Origin of the sequence: Paenibacillus sp. VTT E-133291, assembly GCF_002264395.1 — a bacterium.
Classification (GTDB): Bacteria; Bacillota; Bacilli; order Paenibacillales; family Paenibacillaceae; genus Paenibacillus_AQ; species Paenibacillus_AQ nitricinens.
In genome coordinates this window covers 1-21,822 of record NZ_NFVA01000076.1, presented here as the reverse complement: position 1 = coordinate 21,822, position 21,822 = coordinate 1, and the positions used below count along the sequence as shown (strand labels likewise).

The 21,822-nt window shown below is 40.9% G+C and carries 26 protein-coding genes and 1 tRNA gene; 17 read left to right on the top strand and 10 right to left on the bottom strand.

Annotated elements, in window-relative coordinates; all coding sequences use genetic code 11:
• Positions 1-18: 18 nt before the first annotated feature.
• Together CA598_RS24125 and CA598_RS24120 are read right to left on the bottom strand one after the other, a co-directional pair.
• Positions 19-696: a DUF1796 family putative cysteine peptidase gene (locus CA598_RS24125; RefSeq protein ID WP_094878162.1), complete on the bottom strand. Its 678-nt coding sequence runs from the start codon at positions 694-696 to the stop codon at positions 19-21.
• A gap of 81 nt (positions 697-777) precedes the next feature.
• A complete protein-coding gene (locus tag CA598_RS24120; protein ID WP_094878161.1) occupies positions 778-1,026 on the bottom strand; it encodes a hypothetical protein in 249 nt (82 codons plus the stop codon).
• 295 nt (positions 1,027-1,321) lie between these two features.
• Between CA598_RS24120 and CA598_RS24115 the strand changes: the two genes are divergently transcribed.
• The 3 genes from CA598_RS24115 (at position 1,322) to CA598_RS24105 (ending at position 2,461) form a co-directional block, all read left to right on the top strand.
• Entirely contained in the window at positions 1,322-1,780 is a 459-nt protein-coding gene (locus tag CA598_RS24115) for an NUDIX domain-containing protein (RefSeq protein ID WP_094878160.1), read from the top strand.
• Between the two features lie 49 nt (positions 1,781-1,829).
• Positions 1,830-2,105 carry a hypothetical protein gene (locus tag CA598_RS24110; protein ID WP_094878159.1) on the top strand — a complete coding sequence of 92 codons (276 nt, stop codon included), beginning with the start codon at positions 1,830-1,832 and terminating at the stop codon, positions 2,103-2,105.
• A gap of 77 nt (positions 2,106-2,182) precedes the next feature.
• Positions 2,183-2,461, top strand: a complete 279-nt coding sequence (locus CA598_RS24105) for a hypothetical protein (RefSeq protein ID WP_094878158.1) — start codon at positions 2,183-2,185, stop codon at positions 2,459-2,461.
• Between the two features lie 338 nt (positions 2,462-2,799).
• Here the strand turns inward: CA598_RS24105 and CA598_RS24095 are convergent, their stop codons facing one another.
• Positions 2,800-3,243 (bottom strand): hypothetical protein, encoded by a 444-nt coding sequence (locus tag CA598_RS24095; protein ID WP_094878157.1) that lies wholly within the window; start codon positions 3,241-3,243, stop codon positions 2,800-2,802.
• A 414-nt stretch (positions 3,244-3,657) separates the two neighbouring features.
• Between CA598_RS24095 and CA598_RS24090 the strand changes: the two genes are divergently transcribed.
• Positions 3,658-3,897, top strand: coding sequence for a hypothetical protein (locus tag CA598_RS24090; protein ID WP_094871378.1), 240 nt, complete (start codon positions 3,658-3,660; stop codon positions 3,895-3,897).
• A 93-nt stretch (positions 3,898-3,990) separates the two neighbouring features.
• Here the strand turns inward: CA598_RS24090 and CA598_RS32440 are convergent, their stop codons facing one another.
• Positions 3,991-4,131, bottom strand: coding sequence for a hypothetical protein (locus CA598_RS32440; RefSeq protein WP_156113100.1), 141 nt, complete (start codon positions 4,129-4,131; stop codon positions 3,991-3,993).
• A gap of 311 nt (positions 4,132-4,442) precedes the next feature.
• On the opposite strand from CA598_RS32440, the gene CA598_RS24085 reads away from it, so the two are divergent.
• Genes CA598_RS24085 through CA598_RS24075 form a run of 3 tightly spaced genes read left to right on the top strand, consistent with a single transcriptional unit; the run spans position 4,443 to position 8,468 of the window.
• Positions 4,443-6,428: an AraC family transcriptional regulator gene (locus tag CA598_RS24085; RefSeq protein WP_094871380.1), complete on the top strand. Its 1,986-nt coding sequence runs from the start codon at positions 4,443-4,445 to the stop codon at positions 6,426-6,428.
• Complete coding sequence (locus tag CA598_RS24080) at positions 6,415-7,464, top strand: FecCD family ABC transporter permease (RefSeq protein WP_094878156.1); 1,050 nt, start codon at positions 6,415-6,417, stop codon at positions 7,462-7,464. Before CA598_RS24085 ends, CA598_RS24080 begins: the two co-directional genes overlap by 14 nt.
• Positions 7,461-8,468, top strand: a complete 1,008-nt coding sequence (locus CA598_RS24075; RefSeq protein ID WP_094878155.1) for a FecCD family ABC transporter permease — start codon at positions 7,461-7,463, stop codon at positions 8,466-8,468. Before CA598_RS24080 ends, CA598_RS24075 begins: the two co-directional genes overlap by 4 nt.
• Before the next feature lie 270 nt (positions 8,469-8,738).
• Here the strand turns inward: CA598_RS24075 and CA598_RS24070 are convergent, their stop codons facing one another.
• A complete protein-coding gene (locus CA598_RS24070; protein ID WP_094878154.1) occupies positions 8,739-9,404 on the bottom strand; it encodes a type 1 glutamine amidotransferase family protein in 666 nt (221 codons plus the stop codon).
• Between the two features lie 318 nt (positions 9,405-9,722).
• Positions 9,723-10,178, bottom strand: a complete 456-nt coding sequence (locus tag CA598_RS24065) for a GNAT family N-acetyltransferase (RefSeq protein ID WP_094878153.1) — start codon at positions 10,176-10,178, stop codon at positions 9,723-9,725.
• 741 nt (positions 10,179-10,919) lie between these two features.
• Between CA598_RS24065 and CA598_RS32435 the strand changes: the two genes are divergently transcribed.
• The gene (locus CA598_RS32435; RefSeq protein WP_179283755.1) at positions 10,920-11,066 is read left to right on the top strand and encodes a hypothetical protein; all 147 of its coding nucleotides are present in this window, start codon (positions 10,920-10,922) and stop codon (positions 11,064-11,066) included.
• A gap of 105 nt (positions 11,067-11,171) precedes the next feature.
• Here the strand turns inward: CA598_RS32435 and CA598_RS24060 are convergent.
• A tRNA-Val gene (locus CA598_RS24060) sits at positions 11,172-11,243 on the bottom strand.
• Positions 11,244-11,376: 133 nt separating this feature from the next.
• Complete coding sequence (locus tag CA598_RS24055) at positions 11,377-11,679, bottom strand: phosphatidylinositol kinase (RefSeq protein WP_094871392.1); 303 nt, start codon at positions 11,677-11,679, stop codon at positions 11,377-11,379.
• Between the two features lie 307 nt (positions 11,680-11,986).
• Here CA598_RS24055 and CA598_RS24050 point away from each other — a divergent pair, with 307 nt between their 5' ends.
• The 4 genes from CA598_RS24050 (at position 11,987) to CA598_RS24035 (ending at position 14,256) form a co-directional block, all read left to right on the top strand.
• Positions 11,987-13,063: a site-2 protease family protein gene (locus CA598_RS24050; RefSeq protein ID WP_094878152.1), complete on the top strand. Its 1,077-nt coding sequence runs from the start codon at positions 11,987-11,989 to the stop codon at positions 13,061-13,063.
• Between the two features lie 104 nt (positions 13,064-13,167).
• A complete protein-coding gene (locus tag CA598_RS24045) occupies positions 13,168-13,380 on the top strand; it encodes a hypothetical protein (RefSeq protein WP_094878151.1) in 213 nt (70 codons plus the stop codon).
• Between the two features lie 107 nt (positions 13,381-13,487).
• Complete coding sequence (locus CA598_RS24040) at positions 13,488-13,931, top strand: GNAT family N-acetyltransferase (protein WP_094878150.1); 444 nt, start codon at positions 13,488-13,490, stop codon at positions 13,929-13,931.
• An 85-nt stretch (positions 13,932-14,016) separates the two neighbouring features.
• Positions 14,017-14,256 carry a DUF3892 domain-containing protein gene (locus tag CA598_RS24035; protein ID WP_042187294.1) on the top strand — a complete coding sequence of 80 codons (240 nt, stop codon included), beginning with the start codon at positions 14,017-14,019 and terminating at the stop codon, positions 14,254-14,256.
• Positions 14,257-14,321: 65 nt separating this feature from the next.
• On the opposite strand, the gene CA598_RS24030 is transcribed toward CA598_RS24035, so the two are convergent.
• Complete coding sequence (locus tag CA598_RS24030) at positions 14,322-15,059, bottom strand: MBL fold metallo-hydrolase (protein WP_094878149.1); 738 nt, start codon at positions 15,057-15,059, stop codon at positions 14,322-14,324.
• Positions 15,060-15,223: 164 nt separating this feature from the next.
• Between CA598_RS24030 and CA598_RS24025 the strand changes: the two genes are divergently transcribed.
• The gene (locus CA598_RS24025; RefSeq protein ID WP_042187298.1) at positions 15,224-15,778 is read left to right on the top strand and encodes a copper amine oxidase; all 555 of its coding nucleotides are present in this window, start codon (positions 15,224-15,226) and stop codon (positions 15,776-15,778) included.
• Positions 15,779-15,858: 80 nt separating this feature from the next.
• Positions 15,859-16,170 carry a DUF1292 domain-containing protein gene (locus CA598_RS24020; RefSeq protein ID WP_042187300.1) on the top strand — a complete coding sequence of 104 codons (312 nt, stop codon included), beginning with the start codon at positions 15,859-15,861 and terminating at the stop codon, positions 16,168-16,170.
• 130 nt (positions 16,171-16,300) lie between these two features.
• Here the strand turns inward: CA598_RS24020 and CA598_RS24015 are convergent, their stop codons facing one another.
• Entirely contained in the window at positions 16,301-17,776 is a 1,476-nt protein-coding gene (locus CA598_RS24015) for an aminotransferase class I/II-fold pyridoxal phosphate-dependent enzyme (RefSeq protein ID WP_094871400.1), read from the bottom strand.
• A gap of 96 nt (positions 17,777-17,872) precedes the next feature.
• Between CA598_RS24015 and CA598_RS24010 the strand changes: the two genes are divergently transcribed.
• From CA598_RS24010 to gndA, 3 genes are all read left to right on the top strand, one after another.
• The gene (locus tag CA598_RS24010) at positions 17,873-19,162 is read left to right on the top strand and encodes an MFS transporter (RefSeq protein ID WP_094871403.1); all 1,290 of its coding nucleotides are present in this window, start codon (positions 17,873-17,875) and stop codon (positions 19,160-19,162) included.
• 300 nt (positions 19,163-19,462) lie between these two features.
• Positions 19,463-20,059 (top strand): hypothetical protein, encoded by a 597-nt coding sequence (locus tag CA598_RS24005; RefSeq protein ID WP_094871404.1) that lies wholly within the window; start codon positions 19,463-19,465, stop codon positions 20,057-20,059.
• 266 nt (positions 20,060-20,325) lie between these two features.
• A complete protein-coding gene (gndA, locus tag CA598_RS24000) occupies positions 20,326-21,741 on the top strand; it encodes an NADP-dependent phosphogluconate dehydrogenase (RefSeq protein ID WP_094871406.1) in 1,416 nt (471 codons plus the stop codon).
• The last annotated feature ends 81 nt before the right edge of the window (positions 21,742-21,822 follow it).

Here is a 21,822-nt window from a genome sequence, read left to right as displayed (position 1 = left end):
TTTTAAATAGGAGATAAATTAATCGCTCGTTACTTGTATATCTTTCAAAATATAATCCCAGCTAGCATAATCGTTCATATCATCAGGAAATTCTAACACACAAATATGATTAATATTCCAATGGATTTCTCGTACTGATGTTAATTCACGAACGGGATAAAGGATAAGGACAGTGAATTCGTTCGGCTTTAATATATCAGACAAAATCGCTTGTAGCTCTACAGCCTGTTCGTATGTGGCGAACCATCTAATGAATAGAATTTTTTTACTGCATAGTAATTTGTCCCAAAATCTCTTAATTCGTAGATCCAGCTTTGCTTTATAAGATGAATAGGTCGTAGACCAATGCTTACCCAAGGTGATTGGAAAATCATGTACCGAGATAATGTTATAAAAGGTGTCCTGAATAAAATATGATTTCACTAAAGCATTTTTGTTCCCATTAGGATAAGCAGGTACGCCATCCTCTAGAAAAAAATGTGTCTCTTCGAGCATTTGCAGATTTGTTAACTCCATGAAATTCTGAAATCTATTTTTATAAAGTCTGTTTACATCAGTTAATGAATAAGAAATCATCCAGTCGAGAGGCATGGAGAATGTTCTCAGGTTATTTCTTTGCATATTTATAGCAGGAGCACAAGACATACCTAAGCTTACAATTAAATCATAGCTCTTTTTTACATCTTGTAAGTTCATGGACTCACCTAATTTCAATCAGATTCAGATTCTATTTAACGCTAAAAAAAAGAGCAGCAACTTAACTGCCCCTTAAAAATATTAATGGCGTTGTAGCAGCAAATAGCCGCTAATCCTTGAAGTTTTTTTACGAAACACCACTTTAAAACCAACGTCATTATCTAATAAACAAGCTAAGGCGGTGTCAAGTAGCCCGTTGGGTCTTAAGCTAGGTCGACAAGGCTCAGCATCTCCAATGATGCGGACAGAAATAATCCTACGCGCAGAGCCACGAACCAAAGGATTTCTGCTCCAAGTGATCAACACTAAATCAGGTTGACGAGTTGCCATTCTGATTCACCCCTTTCTATTAAGCTTCTCTATATAAAATGCACAATAGATTGTAATGTGCTAAACAGAAGCGGAGTGAGTGTGAGGAAGTATTCTGTCAAAAAACAAGAGTTACTCTTGTTTAATTTAGGTTTTCAGAATACAATAAAGTAAATTTATGGTATGTTCGACTAGTATAACTTGATGACCTCAAGGGAGTATATATTTCATAATACCGTACGCGAGGAGTATTTGATCAATGATCAAATACTTTTTTATTATCGTTAATAAGAAGCTAAATAGGGGGACATGATGAATGAAGATAGGGAAACCGTTTAGAAAGAAAGTATACGGTTTTATTTTGCAAGACAATGAAGTTGGAGTAAAAACCTTATTAGTTTATCTGAATGTACCAGAAGTACCCTTTAGATTAGTAGGTGGTAATGTCGATGCCGGGGAAACAGAAGAAGAAGCCTTATTCAGGGAAATTCAAGAAGAAAGTGGACTTAAACAATTTAAATTAGTAAAGAAAATAGGAACACAATATTATTATAAGGATTATATAGAAGCAAATGTTGAAAGACATGACTATCTTCTGATTCCAGAAACAAGATTACCTGAAAAGTGGAGATTCACTGGAGAGGGTGAAGGAGAAGACTGTGGAACTGTTTTTAACTACCAGTGGATAAAACAAGATGAAATATACTTATTAGATAAAGAGTTTAGAGAATATATGTCGGAAAAATATATACAAGAATTGTTCGGGAATGGATAGGAGGTAACTATCATGTCCATTATATGATCCTTACTCTGAGGAGATAGATATGAATAATCGTAAAATCTTCTCTTTTCTTCCTTTGATCATATTTTTATTTATAATATGGTACCTTTTGATGGCAGGTACATCTGCTGTTGTTAATGTAGTGTCAGTAGATAAAAGAGAAATAGTAGTACAAAATATGAGCAGTGATCAAACTACAGTCACAATCCCAAAAGGAATATTTAAGTTGATTAATATAAATGAGGAGTACTTTGTTTCCTATAATAGTAGAATAGGGCAAAAACCTTTTTTAACTTCAATAGAACCAAGTACTAAATGATTATTGGAAGCAGATTTAACAATAGAACTTATGAATGAAACGGCTGATATATAAAGCTTGAAATTGGTGGGATTACTTTGCGTGTAGTTAAGCATATTATGTTATGGTTTGTTTCGACGATTTTATTCACCTTGGCCACTTTTGGATTAGAGCTATGGGAAGGAAATAAAATCAACACGACTGAATACTATGGGGTTCAAAATATAGGGTTTGTTTTTATTTTCTTAGCATTTCTTTTTTCAGCCGTTCTTTACCCAATTATAATTTTTCCTTTCTCTTGGGTTGTTCACAAATCCTTTGGTATTGCCGGTACCATTTATGTCTTGGTGGATTATTATCTTGATCAGAGGAGTTGAATAAATGAGTTATTTTGAAAGAGTTAATAAAATATCAAACATTTTATTTTGTGTTTTTGGATTGTTTTTTATTTTGATTATAATTTTCTTTTCTACTAGCAGCTTCTCAGAAATCTTGCGTTATAATTTCACAAATGACTTAAGAGGAGCACTGATCACAGTCATTTGTTTTATGATCTCTTTATTTTCACTTGTACTGGGCATTACTTTGAAATGTCTTGTAAAAGACTCTGATGAAACGATCCAGCTTATCGCCACAAGAATAAAGTAGTTGTTGAAATTTCAGCATGTATAACAAATCCCTGCAACCTGAGGGGTTGGCAGGGATTTATTTTTATCTAAGAATTGGATAATTTATCTACCTCATCACTAAAAGCATCCTGGTACTGATTGAATATTCCTGTATCTAATTTAGTGGTAGCATCATTTGCTATAGGAGGAGTATCTTGGATTTGCTTGTACATACGATCAATCTCACCAGAGAGCTTAGACCAGATGTTTTTAATTGAATCGTATTTTGCACCCAGGTTGTTGATGTAATTATCGTATTCTAATTTTGTACTCATCGCTTTTCCTAATTGTTCAATTGTAAAATCTATATCTATGGCTTCACCTGTAGAGCTAGTTCCTGAACTTGCATACCAACTGATATCAACAAATCCAACATTCCAAATATCTGAAATGACAAAATTACTAATTTCTTTAAGTGTCGCTTCAGGAGACTGTTCAGTTGTACCTGAATCAGATGTGTTATTTACAGGCTCTTTGAAGAATTTTCTCATTTCGTTAAAGGGTTCTTTATTCTTGTCATTAGACGAATATCCCCAACCAATTTTATCATCCTTAATAAAAATTATAAGTTCACTACTGGAGGACGACTTTTCACCTTGAATTAGGACGATTTTATCTTTTCCACCATCTTTGTCTGTATAATCAGCTGATTCTATTATAGGAATGGTAATCTATGTATGATGAAACCATTATATTGGATATTCGTATTCCTATAAAATGATGTTGAAAGGTCGTGTGCGTGATGGATAACGGGTATTTTGTGGGTTGGGGCACGTTAGCATTAATAAATGCCGGGTTAGCGCAAGGTTAATTTCTTTGCTTTGTGGCCCATTGGCTACATTTTTTCTTGTAATATCGAGTAAGCTGCAAATTCATTAGCCCATAATATTTCGGGAGGGGATTTTTTGCTGAAAGCTCTAAGGCTGTTCGGTATTCTATTTAGTGCAGCAACAATCATTCTGGCAATATTTTTTTTCCGTGATCAGGATCAAGTGATTATGTCTTGGACAATGATGGGGATGTGCGGAGCTCTGATTTTTAATGGCGGAGCTACCTATTTTAAAACTAAAGATAAAATGGCTGCTCTGTCTTCGATTGTTGGGATAGTACTCTTAATATTCTCGCTTACTCAATTTCCTTTTTAATAAAATACCCCATCAACCTATAAAGGTCGGTGGGGCTTTTTTACGTTTTATCTCTTTTTCAATCAAGTTATAGTAGGTTGCTGCAGGCTAAGCTTATTTCTTTTTCTTCTTTGTGGGTCCGATCTGGCGCCTTACTTTATTGTTCTCATCAACCTCGATAATATAAATGTCTTTCACTGTACCGGAAAGAGTAAACCATTCACGTAGAGCATCAGCTTCAGTCATTGGTCCCAATATTCGTTTCCCCCTATAACATATAAAAAACACTCCTACTCCTTAGTGAGTTTGCGAAAATGCAATAGTCCTCAATACGATACTCATTAACTATTTTCAGTAAGTCTCATTATTTTATATTAATGCTAAATTATAGGGGATGCAATATTGAGAGATTGTTCCTGTTTAGTTCAAATACATTTATAAAAGAAATCACTAAACAGCGATTGACAAAATAGAAGAGCTGCCTAATACTAATTGATAATCATTATCAATGTTTAAGATGTAATTAACTTAAATAGATTGTGTAACGGATCGGAGTGAAATGCAAGATGAAGTTGGAAGATCATATTGCCGCATGGAATTATGCAGCCGTTAAAGTGCTGGATATTCGACATGCTGTGATGGAGCCTGGGGACAAGCTGCAAGGCTATATATTACCTGCATGTGGATTTATCTACTGTGTGCGGGGTGCGGCCAGCTTGAATCTCAACGGTATAGATTACGAAGCAGACCGTCATTTTATTGTGCATGGTGGCAAGGGTATGAGACTAAGCATAGAGGCAGGGAAGATTTTTGAATACTATTTATTATTCTATAGAGCCTCCTTACCAGGAAGAAAGGATTTAGCAAGACTTTTGGAACGAAGCAACCCATTTCGGATGCAGTATGGCTTCGAGTCTTTGGAGCCATTGCCACTGCACTATCAACTAATGGCAATGGAACAACTCTGGGCACAAGGAAGCTTATTGGAAAGAATTCAAGTTAAAGGCTTGTTCTATCAGTTTATACATGAATTATTAAAGCAGTTTACAAAGGATGGAATTAACCTCAGGCAACCGGATGTCATTGGGCAGGTTGTCCGTTATATTGAGGTGCATTATCGTCACAATTTATCACTAGAATCTATAGCGGAGCAATTTAATTATAGCCCTCGTCATTTATCAACGCGTTTTAAAGGAGAGACGGGGTTCAGCTTGATCGAATATTTGATACGATACCGGCTTGAACATGCAGAAGAGCTATTACGATGTACCGATGCTCCACTTCGCGATATTGCAGAAGAAGTTGGATATAGCGATGTGTATTATTTCAGTCGTATGTTTAGTAAATACAATGGTCAATCTCCCATCCGATTCCGCAAGGAAAGCAGGCAGGTGAGCTTATCGGAGAATCGTCCATTTACCACCGCCAGATTCTCCATTGGCGAGAACATATCCTCCCGATATAATGTTGTTGAATATGATAATCATTATCACTACTGTTATCATAATAAAATAACCGGAGGGTCTTCACCTATGCGAATAACAAAGACATCAAGTTTTATTGTAGCGATGCTGCTTAGCTTTACCTTGCTTTTAAGTGCATGCGGATCTGCAAACGTTGGTTCTAATGCCACGAATTCTAAGGGATCCAAAGCTTCTGAAGTTACATCATCATCAGCTAATAATTCAATTGCAACTGACAATAACAATAAAGAGGCTCAGACAAGAACTATCTCTACGGTAAAGGGAGATATTGTCGTTCCAGCTAATCCAGAGAGAGTTGTCGTGTTATACCTTCAAGGGGATCTTGTTGCCCTCGGCATTAAGCCAGTAGGTACTTCGAGTGTCTTTGAAGGAGCGGCCTTTGCAGAAGAGTTGGGGGGTATTGAAGATCTTGGTTCATGGTATGAACCTAATCCAGAGGCTATTATGGCAGTAAAGCCTGACTTGATCATAGCTGCTTCTGAAGAAACTTACGAAATCCTTAAGGATATTGCACCGACCATTCCAATTCCTTATGAAAAAATGGCGACAGACGAACGTATAATGAAGATTGGTGAGGTATTTGGCAAGGAGCAGGAGGCACAAGCTTTATTAGACAATTTCCACGAGAAGTTGGAGAAAAGTAAGCAGAAGCTTGATGAACTTGGAATTTTAGATAAGACAGTAACCATTATCGAGGGCGGCAAAAAAGAGATGGCGGTAATCGATAGCAAGCTTTACGGAAGAGGTTCTCAGATTATTTACGAATACTTAGGACTAAAAGCACCAGAGATTCTTCAGAAGAAGATTGATGGCAGGGAGAAGGCTACTGGAGGGTTTGTTTCCTTAGAAGTGTTACCTGAGTATATAGGAGACTTCGTGTTCCGTTCTGTATGGGATGGGGCTGATGATTTGTCGGACAACCCCATTTGGAACAGCATTCCAGCAATCAAAGAAGGTAGATTGATCGAAATTGGGTTTGATTTTTCATATTATTCAGATATCTACTCTCTTGATAAGCAGCTAGATTTTGTAGTTGAGAAGCTAGTATCAGCGTATGAAAAAAAATAGAAAGCTAGATGATAGAACAGCTGTTATTCCTAATTTAAGAGGGAAATCATATTTCGGTCTGTTTTTACTCCTAGGGATATTGCTGCTGCTACTTTCAGTAGCGGCTTCTATCTCTTTTGGCTCTGCTTCCATGAGCCTGAAGATGGCATGGGCAGCGATTTTTAATTTTGATCCTGAACTGACCGAGCATCAGATTATCCATGCCCTTCGTATTCCACGTACGGCGGCAGATATTATTGCGGGCATGTGTCTCGCGGTAGCAGGAGCAGTTATGCAAGGCTATACGCGAAATCCCTTAGCCGATTCGGGATTAATGGGAGTAAATGCTGGAGCTGCTCTTGCAATGGCCGTTACATTAGTTTTCCTTCCAGGGCAATTGCAGACGACAACCTTGCTAGTTAGCTTTATTGGCGCAGGACTTGGTGCAGGATTAACGTATCTTGCTGCTTCAATGAATCGTTCAGGAATGACACCTCAACGATTGGTGCTAGCTGGAATATCCATTACAATGCTATTTGGAGCTGTGGGATCATTTATCTCATTAAACTATGGAATTGGTCGTGCCCTTGCTTATTGGACCTCGGGAAGTGTGGCTGGAGCAACATGGATGGAAATTAAGCTAGTTATTCCTTGGTTCTTAGGTGGGCTGGCTTTATCATTATTCATTGCACGCTCTATCACTGTTTTAAACTTGGGGGAAGAGATCGCGAAAGGATTCGGGCAACGGATCGTTCTCGTTAAGATGATAGCTACGCTTGCGGTCCTTTTACTAGCGGGTGTAGCTGTTGCACTTGTTGGGCCAATCGGCTTTGTAGGGTTGATTATACCGCATATCATGCGTTTTTTTGTAGGTGTAGATTATCGTTATATTATTCCGGCATCAGCCATTTACGGCGGCGCACTTATGGTTGTAGCGGATATCGCAGGAAGGCTGATTAATCGTCCGGCAGAGACAGCACTCGGCATTATTTTTGCAATGATTGGTGTTCCTTTCTTCTTGTTAATTGCGAGCAAAGAGAGGAGAGCCTTCAAATGAATGTTGTTAAATCGCATAAGGCTACAATATGGATTCTATCTCTCATAATACTGCTCATTGCAGGAGCTATTCTTAGTCTTAATATGGGAAAGGTGTCTCTTAATCCACTTGAAGTATTTCAAGTATTGCTTGGACAAGGTCCAGAAGAGCATAATCTCGTTGTTTATAAGTTTCGTCTTCCTCGGATCGTATTAGCGATACTTGTTGGATTTGGGATGGCACTGGCAGGTGCTGTTATGCAGGCGTTGCTGCGCAATGATTTGGCTGATCCCGGCATGCTTGGTATTAGCTCAGGTTCAGGTCTTATGGTGTTGCTGATTATCTCAACAGTAGGTATTCAAGGCACCGCTATAACATTATTACTACCAGCTATGGCATTCTTGGGTGGTTTGCTGGCAGCAGCTCTGATATATGTTCTAGCCTATAGAAAACGTCGTTTGATTTCTTCTACACGACTTGTCTTGACTGGTGTTGCGATTAATATGGGGTTAAGTGCTCTGTCGTTATTCCTGACTTTAAAGCTGGATGACCAGAAGTATGATTTTGCGCAGCGTTGGCAAGCAGGATATTTATGGGGGGACAAGTGGTCTTATATCAGCTTATTAGCACCTTGGGTATTGCTGCTATTCGCATATATTATTTCCAATTTCAGGACATTGAACGTCTTGGTGTTAGGCAATGAAATTTCGATAGGCTTAGGAGTCGCTGTAAAGAAGAAATTTTTGCGTCTGGCGATTGCGGCTGTAGGCATTGCTTCTGGTTGTGTAGCGCTCGGGGGCTCGATCTTCTTTATTGGATTGATTAGTCCGCATGTGGCTCGCAAGCTGGTAGGTCACGACTACAAAGTACTTCTGCCAGCTTCAGCACTTATTGGTGCGCTATTGCTGCTTGTAGCGGATACGATTGCTCGGACGGTCAGCTTTAAGTCGGATATTCCGGCAGGGATTATTGTAACAATGCTGAGTGTGCCTTACTTCCTATATCTATTGATGCGTTCAAAATAATATCGGAGTTCTTTCCAATGTATAAAAAAGACTTCATTTGGGTTTTTCCGCGAACTCTTACGATGTTTCTAAATTCCTCTTCTTGGACTTATCTTCAGCTATCATGCAACCCTGATGCTTGGTGTAACAAGTAGAATTACGACTGAGTGGTTAATTGAACTATCTTGTCCCGTTAGTTCAATAAAATGAGCAACTAGCATCTGCCGGAAATAGAAAGACCGCCATTGAAGGCGGTCTAAAAAATTCATCATTTCTGCCCGACAATCCTAATTAGAGCGTCTCAACCAATTTCTGAATCTTTGAGCGGGAAATTAAATATAAAGGACCCATTATTTCTATTTTGCCGTCCTTTACACGTATAGCGCTCTCCTGTTCTGCCGCGTAAACATCAATCTCTTCAGATAAGGGGAACAGATAGCCTTGAACAAACGTGGCGTAGTCACGTTGAGAATGAGATTCATAGGCAAAATAATCAAAGCCAATACCATCATAAATAGTACTTGTTTCAGCTTCATCAGTGTTATTCAAGCTTAACCATTTTGCAGCCATGTTTAACGCACCGGCGCTGGCACCCATTATAACGGCATTGCTGTTCTTAATAACATCCGATAATTCATAATCCGCCAAAAAATCGTTCTGCAAAACAGGATACCCACCGCATAAAAAAATGACAGAAGCGTTTTGAATTAATCGCCGGGCATCTTCCTTCTGCATGCGGTAATCAATGAAATGATATTCTTCAAAAATAATATTAGCCTGATTCAACCATGTCCATTCAGAAACATCATCAAAGTTAATTTGCTCACCTGTATAACCAGACGGATCAGCGCTAATCATAACAAGCGATTTTCTGTCTTGTATATCCTCATGCAAATAATGGACCAGCTTCTCTGGAAAAAAATTATTAAACCAACTGAAATAGTAGTGAGTACTCAAACTTAATTCCCTCCATATGTATTATTAACATTCATCCATTCTTAACGAGAAAACATATTATACACGCTAGAAAGAGAACAGTTCTAAATCGAACACTAGATTACTATAACATGCAATTTAAGTATGAGAATTATGTTTCCACGTTATCCTGGCCGCTAGATGATGCACAGTACGAAGGTACAGATCATTAAGGGAGTAGGCGTATCCCTTCTCACATAAAGGTTATGACAAAGCAGACGCATGTAGCGCACCAGAAGTGACAGGACTTAACTAACGTTCCTCGTTAGTTAAGTCCAAAACAAACCATGTTGCGATAAATTACTTTATAGTGTCGTGCTCATAAATTTTGGTGGGTCGTCCCCATTCGAAATTATCTAAACCGACTTCTCTAAATCCATATTTCTCATAATAACGAATATGGTCGGTCGTTATATAAACCTTCGTATATCCTAATTGCCCCACCATTTTTCTGGCATGCTCCAACAATACTGAACCTAAACCTTGCCCTCGCTCATTCTCGTCAATGAACAAAGGTGCAATCCATGGCGATAAATCTTTACGAATTATATACTCCTGCACAATCAATTGATAAAATCCAATTATTTTGTCGTTTTTCAATAGCAGAAATGTAAATGGCAAACCATCTTTAGCCGATAAACTTTCGTCAATTTTAGGGAGGACTACCTTCTTTACATTTGGCCATTTTTCTTTAACATATTCAGCAAACTCTATATAACGCTCTGGACACTCTATTATAGATTTAATAACTTGCATTAAGCCACTCCTTTATAAATACGTTTCTTGATGAGTATCACTTTCAAAAAAAGGTGCTTTCAGATTACATCTTAAGTTAACTGCGGGGAACGGAAAGTTTATTTTAAGTTAAACTATACTGCCAGTTAGCATAAAGAAGCATCTTCATCGAAAGTCATATTAATTGTTGCACTGCACGAAGATATGAACCAGTAAGACACAGATCGTGAAGGAGCAAAGAAAAGAGGATGTTGATTGATATGCAACTTGATCTATTTGAAGTAAGTTACCGAAGATACAGGGACAGAGAGGGGAATAGTCCTCCTCTTCCACAAGAAGGATATAAGAAATGAGGAAAATAACTTTCGTAAACAACAGAGGTTGGGGCGAACAGAGTAGATACACGGAAGTTCAAGAGTTTAACGATGAAGCTACAGAAAAAGACATCCAAGAGGTTTATATAGATTGAGTTTGGGAACAGATCGGAGACAATTTCACCTGGTTTGAGGGGGAGGAAGCCCAATGACACAAAGGGACTGACAAAAGGATATGGAGATGTGCGATGCGGTTACTAAACGCACCTACTTATACTAAAATTTAGGTGGAGAGCATTTTACAAGTTGGCTTTAGAGCTGAAACTCGTATAAGAAAAAGAACTCAATAAGGAGGGCAAGGATATTTGCAAGAAATAACCGAGAAACAAAATCTTAATTGGGACAGCTTACCTATGACACTCCGCCCGAACACTTAAAGATAATGAAAATGAGTCAAGCCAAGCTGTACGAATTCTTAAGAGATACACCTTTTTATGCTGCAAAAGCAGGAAGGGAATTATATATCATTAAAGCGGAATTTGGAGATTGGTTGGAGGGTAGAAGCGATATTTTCCCAGAGGATCAGATGAACTGATACGAAAAGTAAATCGCGATTCGTATCAAATTCGTATCACAGGGGTTTTTAATAGAATATAAGTGAATAAAAACAAAAAGCCTTGAAATTCAAGGCTTTTTTCTATAGGACGGATGGGGTTCGAACCCATGACCCCTACCCTGTCAAGATAGTGCTCTCCCGCTGAGCTACCGTCCTGCGACGAATTTCATAATACCATACGATAGAGTAGGATGGCAATTCTTTTTTTACAATCTATAGGGAGGATAGTTTACATAGTCTTTAAAAAAATAAAAAAAGAGGATGACTCTAACATCCCCTTTGCACTATCTCAGATAAAGAACGGAAGTAAAAACAAATCGCTTATGCCGTAAAAAGGAATGCGTCGTGGATAGAAGCGACGTCTTGGGTAAAAACCTGGGCGGAAGCCAAATTGTCTGTACGCCGATTCTTTTGTAGGCATTCCGTTCATGTGTTCAACCATTTCATTGCTTGGAACCGCAAGGGTAACATAATTTTGATCTACATGAGCAATAAAGCCGTCAAATGATTGACCGTCAGTCATTGTAACACCAACGTATTTGTTCATACAATTCCAACAGACCTGTTGATGAAAATTTGTATTTGATTCCATGGAGAACCTCCTCAATTGTTTAAATCCTGATAACAGTCTATGGCCCTTAGCCTACAATGTTCACGGCGTTTGCCTAGAAGGTGATCATTAAAATCGAGGAGGAAAAACTTTGAAGTGCAAGCATCTTCCTCACCCCCTAATTTTGAACCGGGCGCGTTGGCCATACTTGTCCCATTCCATCTTTAAAGTTGCGTCGTATACTTAGCCAAGTGCTTTTTTATGGAAATACTCCTGCAGCGCTTATGATAAAATGGATGGTAATGTACAGAAGTTAGATAAAAATTGAAAGATAAAGGGGCTTGAGATCTTGCCGCAAAATGAGCAGAAAAAGAATTCTTCCACGCCATGGAAATGGTTGGGAGGCGGGGCGGCGATGCTCCTGTTTAAAGGAAAGGCGATTTTGTCTCTTCTGAAAATAGGTAAAATTGCCGGGCCGTTAATATCAATGATGATTTCAATAGGGGCTTATGCTTTGATTTACCCGTGGGGGTTTGCCGTGGGCTTTGTCCTGCTCTTGCTAGTCCATGAATTAGGACATGTAATAGCAGCGAAACGGATCGGGCTTCCAGTCAGCGCTCCGCTATTTATACCGTTTTTGGGAGCTTTAATTACAATGAAGAAACAGCCGTTGGATGCCCAGACAGAAGCTTATATTGCTTTTGGAGGTCCGATCTTAGGAACCATTGGGGCTACAGCCGTTTTTGGGGCGGCTTATTACATGGATAGTCCACTTTTCTATTCCTTGGCTTACATAGGTTTTTTACTTAATCTGATCAATCTGCTGCCGATTCACCCGCTTGACGGTGGCCGTATTGCAACCGCGGTGACGCGCTGGCTGTGGCTTGTGGGGCTCGTGGGTGGTTTAGCTATCATCATCTATATGCGTTCGATCTTATTCTTTATTATTTGGGCATTATTTGCTTACGATCTGTATAACAAATATGTCAAGAGACGCACTAACAATCGCCTTTATTCTGTAACGAAGAGTTTCTTAATTCCAGTAGTGCCACTTAGAGATGCAGGCTACATGATTCCAGGACCAGAGCATAGAAGAGATTTACCTTTTACTACTTACAGTGATTTGGAAAGACAGCAGTATGTAGGGGTGAGATGGGATCAGCTGAACTACATTGGTAGAGCTACGCTTCCGCAGCAATGCATCATTGAAAAGGTACGTATCTCGCACCTAGAGCCTGTGACCTTAGAGAATGGGCTTCATCTTAAGATGAATTGTGCTATCAGCTATTCAGTCTACGAGAACGATAAGTATTACGATGTGCCGGCTAGCTCACGCTGGAAATACGGTATCGCTTATTTTGTATTAGCTGGCTTTCTGGCAGGAATGATGTACATGGTCCATGCTGTTGGAAATGTGAATTTATAAGGGATAGGATCGGGCAATGAAGTGATACAATGGTTTATAAAACTCCTGAAACGTCAAAGCTGTAAAGAGAATAACTGCAGTTGAGCGGTGAAAGGAGTAAAACCATGTCTAAATTTTTGAAATGGGAAGTCGGTGTTTGTCTGCTGTTACTGATGGTTTTGGGAGGATGTTCCGAGGCGAAGCCAACAAAAGTCATAGAAATCAAAGAAATGACTAACCTGGATGGAAAGCCGAAAGGTCAGTATCCTCCATTGTCACCAGTGATGCAAGACACATACAATCGTTCGATTCCTGAAGAAGTATATTCTGCAGATTAGTGCAGCGTAGAAGACGATTTCTCATGCTCAGGCTTTTCTTTCTAGTCGAATTTTTATATAATAGACAACTATCGTTGGATACATAGAGAGAGGAGTTTGGGACTAACATGGCGGCAGAAATCTTACGGGTAACTAAAGAGGAACAGCTTCAGATGGGGCTGGATATTCGTACCAAAGTATTTGTAGAGGAACAAATGGTACCGGCTGAGGAAGAAATTGATGAATACGATGTTATCGGTCCGAATGTGCACCATATTCTAATTATAGATGAAGGTGTACCTGTGGCTACGGGAAGATTGATTTATTACAAAGCAGGTACAGCCAAAATGCAGCGTATCGCCGTACTGAAAGATTATCGAGTCAAAGGATACGGACGTGTTCTGTTGCTTGCGATGGAAGAGCTTGCTCGGGAACTTGGACTGGATGCTTCGATTCTTGATGCACAGTGCCAAGCTGAGAATTTCTACAAGAAGCTGGGATATGAAGTGATTTCTACGGAACCTTTTTATGACGCAGGTATTTTACATGTACGGATGCAGAAAACTCTTTAAAAATAGTGCACATAATTTACCGTTCCATGAAGCAAGCTAGGATGTGCCATATGATGGCAAATCCAAGTGCAAGGGGCGAGCTGAAGTGCCAAATAACGAACGCGAAAGTTTCGTAGCTGTACAGAAAAATGGAGACGGAGATTTAACCAGTTTCCAGACCTCTACAGGACGTGTCCTGGCGTATGACCAAGCGCTTCAAGAAGTACAAGCCGGAAATATTGCCGGAGTGAATGCTTTTAAAGGTAAAGACGGAGGAACTTATATTCGCGGCGACGCGGATGGGGACCCAACCAACAATTTGGACAATCTTCCGAGTTTCTCATAGTTCTAAAGGTAAAGACCGTACATACGTCATCGGACGTCAATGTACGGTCTTTTTTTTAATCATAATCAGAGTTTATAAATTACATGCTGCTCAATAAACTCCATCTTTCCAGTAAGCCCGACGAATTGAGGTTGTTCATCGCTGTAATGCATGAGCTTGATGATATGCCGAACATCTTCAGGTAAAGACATTAACTCCTTCAGCGTGGTGTGAACAACCCCTGATCCGCCAAGCTGACAGTCATGCAGAATCATTCGGACGCCGCGCTCTCGGACAAGGCTTATAAGTAGCTCCGGCTGAAAAGTCATATCCGCGCTATAGAAAATCTCGTTATTTATTAGAAGGGAATAGCTATCTTTGCCAGGAATATGCGGCGTATGTATGATTTCGAGCGAAAGAGAAGGAGCGAGCTTGTACGTAATTCCGGGTTTCATAGGTGTAACCTCGAAGATATCGGTCAGGGAGGCTACTGCATCTTTTTGATATAATCCACCCTTTAAGGTGTTGGTCCAAAGTGGCTCAACAAGCGTCTCAGGTAAATGTAATCTCATAGTTTTCCCGTATACGTGCTTTAGCGTAAGTGCTAGCTCTTCCAGACCTCCAACATGGTCCGCATGAATATGCGTAATTAGAGTAGCGTTTACGTCACGGAAGGATTTCCCGATGGCATGCATGGCAAGCGGAGCTGTAATCCCGCAATCAATCAGTAGGGTATAATCATCAGCTAGTAGCAGGCCATTATTGTTAAAATAGTTTTTTGCAAAAGCATTGCCAGTTCCTAGCATTTGTAGGCTCAGACTCATAAGAAAGTACCCTCCTGAAATCGCTGTTAGCTAATATATCAACTTTGAACAAGTACATAATATCATTTTAAGGGAGATGAATGAAATATTTACCTACAATTAGCGCAACTTGCTGAGACAAAGTAAGTATACATTAATAGCATGAATTATTTGGAGGGTTTCAAATGAATAGATGGAAAAAAGTCACTTTATGTGTGTTTGCTTTTTCCTTGATGGGTGGCTCCTTATTGTTCGCCGATTCTGTGAGTAAGAAAATCAGGGTATGGAACAACGGGACGGAAATTGTAGACGGCGGTTATTTGATTGATGGAAAAACATATATTCCCGCTAGAGAAGCGGGCGGGGTAGTGAATTGGGACGGATCTGGAAAAGTGACGATTCTTAAGCCTAATGTTCATATTGTTCTTTTTAAAGATAATACGGTCTTTGGTAACGTAAACGTAGGCAAGCTTAAGATTAAGATATTAACCCAAGTAGATAGCTTAACAGAAGAGGTTTCAGCTGTGAAAGTAGCCATAACGGACCCTTCTGGTAATGTTAAGGATATTCAGTCGCAGGAGCTTGAAGGCTCGCAGAAGGATAATTTCTGGTTTCCGACCTCGGAGTTTACTTATGATTTTAAAGAAACCGGCAAATATCGGGTAGGCTTCTATATGAAAGCTTCCAAAAATGCGGATTACGTTCTTGTGTCAGAAAAGGTAATTACAGCTCTTAATTAAGGGTTCTAAATTGACCTGAACTAAACTAACGTGGTAGTATACCAGATGTAGGATAATACAATTCAAAGTGAGGTATTACAATGAGCGATCACAAACATGAGCATGGTGAAGCATGCGGTTGCGGGCATGATCACGACCATGAGCACGAGGAGTTTGTGCTGACCTTGACGAACGAGCAGGGCGAAGATGTTGAAATGGTATTGGTTGAAACTTTCGACATCGGTGAGAAACTATACGCGCTGCTGTTAGAAAAGGAAAATCCTGAAGCGGATGGCATTATTCTTCGTATGGAAGAAGAAGACGAAGAAATGGTATTGTACAATATCGAAGATGAAGAAGAATGGAAAGCTGTTGAAGAAGCTTACAACAATCTGCTTGCTCAGCAAGAATAGATTTTAGCGACTAAATTAAGCTGTTCTATTGTGTATATGACAGTTGATGTTTATATACAGAAACCCGATACTTATTATGGTATCGGGTTTTTGTATAAATGAATGAATTTTTTTAGGGAAATGATGGGTCTTAGGAAATAGGATCGGCTTCTACAATCACTTTTATGTTAGTGATGCTGCGGTCTTCAGGACCCTTAACCGGAAGTCCAATCTCCACATGGTCGATAATATAATCGATGTTATCCTGAGTGATAACTTCGCCAGGGAGAAGAATAGGTATTCCAGGCGGATATACATATATAAACTCTGCAATAATGTAGCCAGCAGATTCACGGAATGGAACTAACTGCGTATCCGCATAAAAAGCGTCCCTTGGAATCAAAGCAAGCTGTGGAATTTCTGGAACCTGAACCTTAAGTTCGTAGATTTCACCCTTGCTATAATGAATGGCGGACAACACCCGAAGTGCAGCTAATAATTTATCTACTGATTCTTGGGTATCACCTGGGGTAATAAGGCAAAGAATATTATACATGTCACTTAGTTCTACTTCGATGTTGTATTTCTCGCGCAGCCAGTTTTCGGTTTCGTATCCTGTGATCCCTAAATGGCGCACATGAATGTTGAGCTTGGTTGGGTCATGATCAAATGTTGCTTCTGTCCCAAGGATCTCTTTTCCAAAGCTGTACAGGCCTTCGATCTTATTGATCGTTTCGCGTGCGTAGTTGGACAGTCTGATGGTTCTTTCCGCCATTTCATGACCGTTCAGCGCGAGATTACGTCTTGATGTATCCAAAGACGCTAATAAAATATATGAGGTAGATGTTGTAGTCAGCATGCTCATAATGGTCTGTACCCGTTGCGGGTTAATCAGACCCGTCTTAGCATTAAGATTCAGTACCGAGCTTTGCGTCATGGAGCCGCCAAGTTTATGCACACTAGTGGCAGCTATGTCCGCTCCGGCCTGCATGGCCGATACCGGCAGATCCTCATGAAAATGAATCAGTACTCCATGTGCCTCGTCCACCAATACGGGTACACCGTAACGGTGAGCCAGGTCGACAATCGAACGCAGGTCGGCGCATACACCGAAGTACGTGGGATTGATTACTAGAACTCCTTTGGCGTCTGGATGACGCCTTAACGCTCGTTCCAGCGAACTGGTCGTTATGCCGTGATCTATCCCGAGATTCTCATCCTGAACAGGCGAGACAAACACAGGCTTGGCTCCGGAGAAGATAATGGCCGACATCACAGATTTATGAATGTTACGCGGCACAATTATTTTATCACCCGGTGAGCAGACAGAGAGGATCATCGTCATGATGGCATTGCTCGTGCCCTGTACGCTAAAATACGTATAGTCGGCGCCGAAAGCCTTCGCAGCCAGCTTCTGAGCTTCCTGAATTACTCCAGTTGGCTGATGTAGATCATCAAGCGGTGCGATGTTGATTAGATCGATGGATAGAGCGTTATCGCCGATAAACTCACGGAATTCGGCATCGGTTCCTAGCCCCTTCTTATGCCCCGGAATATGAAATTGAACGGGATTGCCGGCGGCATGCTTTTTTAAAGCTGTGAAGAGGGGAGTACGGTGTTGATTCATTTAATGCTGTCACAACCTTTCGCGAATATTAAAATTTAAGGCAAGCATCAGTATAACAAAACAATCTACAGAATACTAGGATTTGGATGTGATAGAATGTCCACAAAAGCTGCACAACGTACACATATCAGTTTGACGTCGCCATTTATCATGGAGATGTGGGTAATTATTTTTTTAGTTGAGTTTGTTAAAGGGTCGCTACTTGTCGCTCTGTTACCCGTATATATGGAGAATATTTTGGGTCTATCTGTTACGGTAGTAGGCTTTGCCTTTGCGCTCCAGTATTTGGGGGATAATCTATTCCGCAGTCCTTCTGGCTGGGTTATGGAGCGCATAGGATTTCGCTGGACCATGACAAGTGCCTTGTTGTTGATCCTAGTAGCTGTTGGAATGATAATATATGCCAAAACAGCAGTTACGCTTTCGATTGCCTGTCTTATTCTTGGGATCGGGACATCCCCGCTTTGGCCTTGTGTGATGACCGGAATAACGGAATTGGCGGGATCTACTAAAAGCGGCAGCAGTGGTGCAGCTATGGGTGCTGTAGAGATGGCATCGCTCGCAGGAACGGGAATCGGTCCGATCGTAGTGAATTTTTTGATGGATCAGGGGGGACAAAGCTATCGTGTAGCCTTTTTGGTCCTGCTAGGGTGTGCTGCTGTTGTAGTTGTGGTTGCCCTATTTCTACCTAAGAGAATCTCGACAAGTGGAACTCATGCAGTTGTAAGGGACATGCAGGGGCTCGGCGGAGCTATTGAGCGTAAAAAAATCAGTCCATTAGAAAGTATAAAAAGAACACTACATCAGGTCAGAACGACGCTTAAAGTCAGTCGCCTACTATATCCAGCCTTATTTCTTCAGGCTTTTGCCATTGGTTTGATGACGCCTGTAGTTACCTTGTTTGCACGTACGGAGCTTCATGTTAGTCCAAATCAGTTTAGTCTACTTCTGATTGCAGGTGGGGGAATTACGGTGCTTGCTCTAATTCCAGCAGGCAAGCTGGTGGACCGAATCGGAACAACTGTGTTTCTGAACATTGGCTTTTTGCTCGCCGCCTTTTCCCTTGCCCTGTTCTCACAGGTGCGCTGGCTCCCGCTTGCTTTTATCGCGGTGGCATTGGTCGGTATAAGCTACGCGCTTATTCTCCCGGCATGGAATGCCTTTCTGGCTAAGCAAGTGCCTAAGGGGGAACGAGGGACTGTGTGGGGGCTATTCTTGACCTTGCAAGGCTCTGGGATGGTGGCAGGGCCGGTGATATCAGGTAGACTATGGGACCATGTAGGTCACGGTGTACCGTTTCTGATGAGTGCAATTGTAATGTTGATGCTCTTTGGGCTACATTTACTAATTGTACACAGAACGAAGCTGAAATTTAAACCTAGTTGACCTTAGATGTGAAAAGCCGCTGACAATCTGAGAATTAGATTGTCAGCGGCTTTTTTTTAGGAAGGATTCGGCTCAAAAAGGACTAAAAGAAATAAAAAATTCAATCAGCGTTTGGAGAAAGTCTGTTGCGGGTAAAAATAGTCAATAAACCAAGTTACCGCTACATAAACTGAAGTATAAAATAAGACTAAGACGAACGCATTAGTAACTACTACTTGAAGAGGTCCGGCAGCCATAAATACTCGGGAATTGAACAATTGTGTTGGCTTTGCAGATGTGAAGCAGTTAGGGGGGAGTGCCGTGAACAAAAACGACGAGGTGGAGTATTGTAACCTGGAGTTACGTTTCGACAGACAGCATATCCAGGACCTGATCAAGGATTTGATTCAAAAAGGTTATTCCCTATATTGGAGCGAGAACGAACAGGTCTTTGTAATTTCGGTCCGTACGGGTCGTAAACTGGTGAAATTACGGTTTCAAAGGATCAAAGATGGCTATAAACTCGTGGGAGACTATATGATTCGTGATGCTCGCTTGTCAGAATGGATGGAGAAGTTAATTGGGGACATGCGGGGCCATGCCATAGTAAAGCGCTTCCGGGACCGTCAGATTATTATTGAAAATATTTTGTTCGGCGAAGTCATCCGTCTTGTCGAAATCTCGGGTTATCAGCAGCGAGTCTTATACCAGAAGGGTCCTATGCTCACAGATGAGGAGCTGACCAAGCTCTATTATTCTGTTGAAGGAGAGGAACGAATTCGCCAGCGTAGGATTGAAGTGGATGAGCAGCTGGATCGATTATATGATGCACTTAAGGCTGAGGATATGATTCGTGCGGAGAAATGCCGAGCTCAGCTTACCTTTTTGACGAAGGAATTGTATATGTTAGAATGGTAAACAAGGTGCTGAAATAAGCTGTTTAGGGGCACCCCGAATTTCGGGGTGCCTTAGATTTGTTTGAGAACTTGCAGACAGGGGTTCACTTCTGGCACTAAAAACGTTAAAATAGTCATTGTGATCATTTTCATATTGGCAATGGTTTTGTTGATGAATTTGATCTTTATTCGCAGGGCAGGCTTTGCTGTCTCTGATAAAGGGTGGTATTCTTATACTGCGAGAAATGGATTTCCCAAAAATATAGGGTGCAAAGGGTGGAGGACCAGATGGCAAAACAACAAATCGGCGTTATTGGCTTGGCGGTAATGGGCAAGAATTTGGCTCTAAATATCGAAAGCAAAGGTTTTTCCGTATCCGTGTTTAACCGCTCACCGGAGAAGACACATGATCTTCTAGCTGAAGCGGAAGGTAAGAACCTCGTAGGCACATTTTCTGTAGAGGAATTTGTAGCTTCGCTTGAAGCACCGCGCAAAATTCTGATCATGGTTCAAGCTGGTAAAGCTACTGATGCTACCATCGAGCAACTGTTGCCGCATCTTGATCAAGGCGACATTATCATCGACGGAGGAAATGCTTATTTCCCTGATACGGTTCGTCGCAGTAAATATCTGGAAGAAAAAGGTTTCCGCTTTGTCGGAACTGGCGTTTCTGGCGGAGAAGAAGGAGCACTAAAAGGTCCTTCCATTATGCCTGGCGGTCAAGAAAGCGCATATAAGCTAGTAGAACCAATCCTAACGGCAATCTCAGCTAAAGTTGACGGTGAGCCTTGCTGTACATATATCGGACCAGACGGTGCGGGACACTATGTTAAAATGGTGCACAACGGTATCGAATATGGTGATATGCAATTAATCTGTGAAGCTTACCAGTTGTTGAAAGACGTTCTGGGTCTGGATGCAAAAGAACTTCACAACATTTTCAAAGAGTGGAATAGCGGTGAGCTCGACAGCTATCTGATCGAAATTACTACAGACATTTTTGCTCAGTATGATGAAGAAACTGGTAAACCAATGGTTGACGTGATCCTTGATTCCGCTGGACAAAAGGGAACTGGTAAATGGACAAGCCAAAGCTCACTGGATCTTGGTGTACCTTTGTCCATGATTACCGAATCCGTATTCTCACGCTTCCTGTCTGCAATGAAGGATGAGCGCGTAGAAGCAAGCAAAGTGCTTAACGGACCAGAAGCTACACCATTTGATGGTGACAAAGCTGAATTCATCGAGAACGTGCGTAAAGCATTGTTCGCAAGTAAAATCGTATCCTATGCTCAAGGCTTCGCTCAACTTCGCGTAGCTTCTGACGAATACGGCTGGGATCTGAAATATGGTGAGTTGGCTAAAATTTGGCGCGGCGGTTGCATTATCCGTTCCCGTTTCCTACAAAACATCACGGATGCTTACGAGAACAATGCAGATCTTAAGAACCTGTTGCTTGATCCTTTCTTCAAGGATGTTATGGACAATTACCAGTCCGCATGGCGTAAAGTTATCGCTTCAGCTGTAACGATGGGTGTTCCAGTACCTGGATTCTCCAGCGCATTGGCTTACTATGATAGCTATCGTACTGAAAGACTGCCTGCGAACCTGCTTCAAGCACAACGCGATTACTTCGGCGCACACACATTCAAACGTGTAGACAAAGAAGGCGTCTTCCACCACAACTGGATGTCAGCTGAATAATTTAGTTCGTTACGTAATAAGCAAAAACGCCTTCCGCGTCCCTAAAAGACGGGTAAGTGTTTATGCGAGAAATATAAGGAT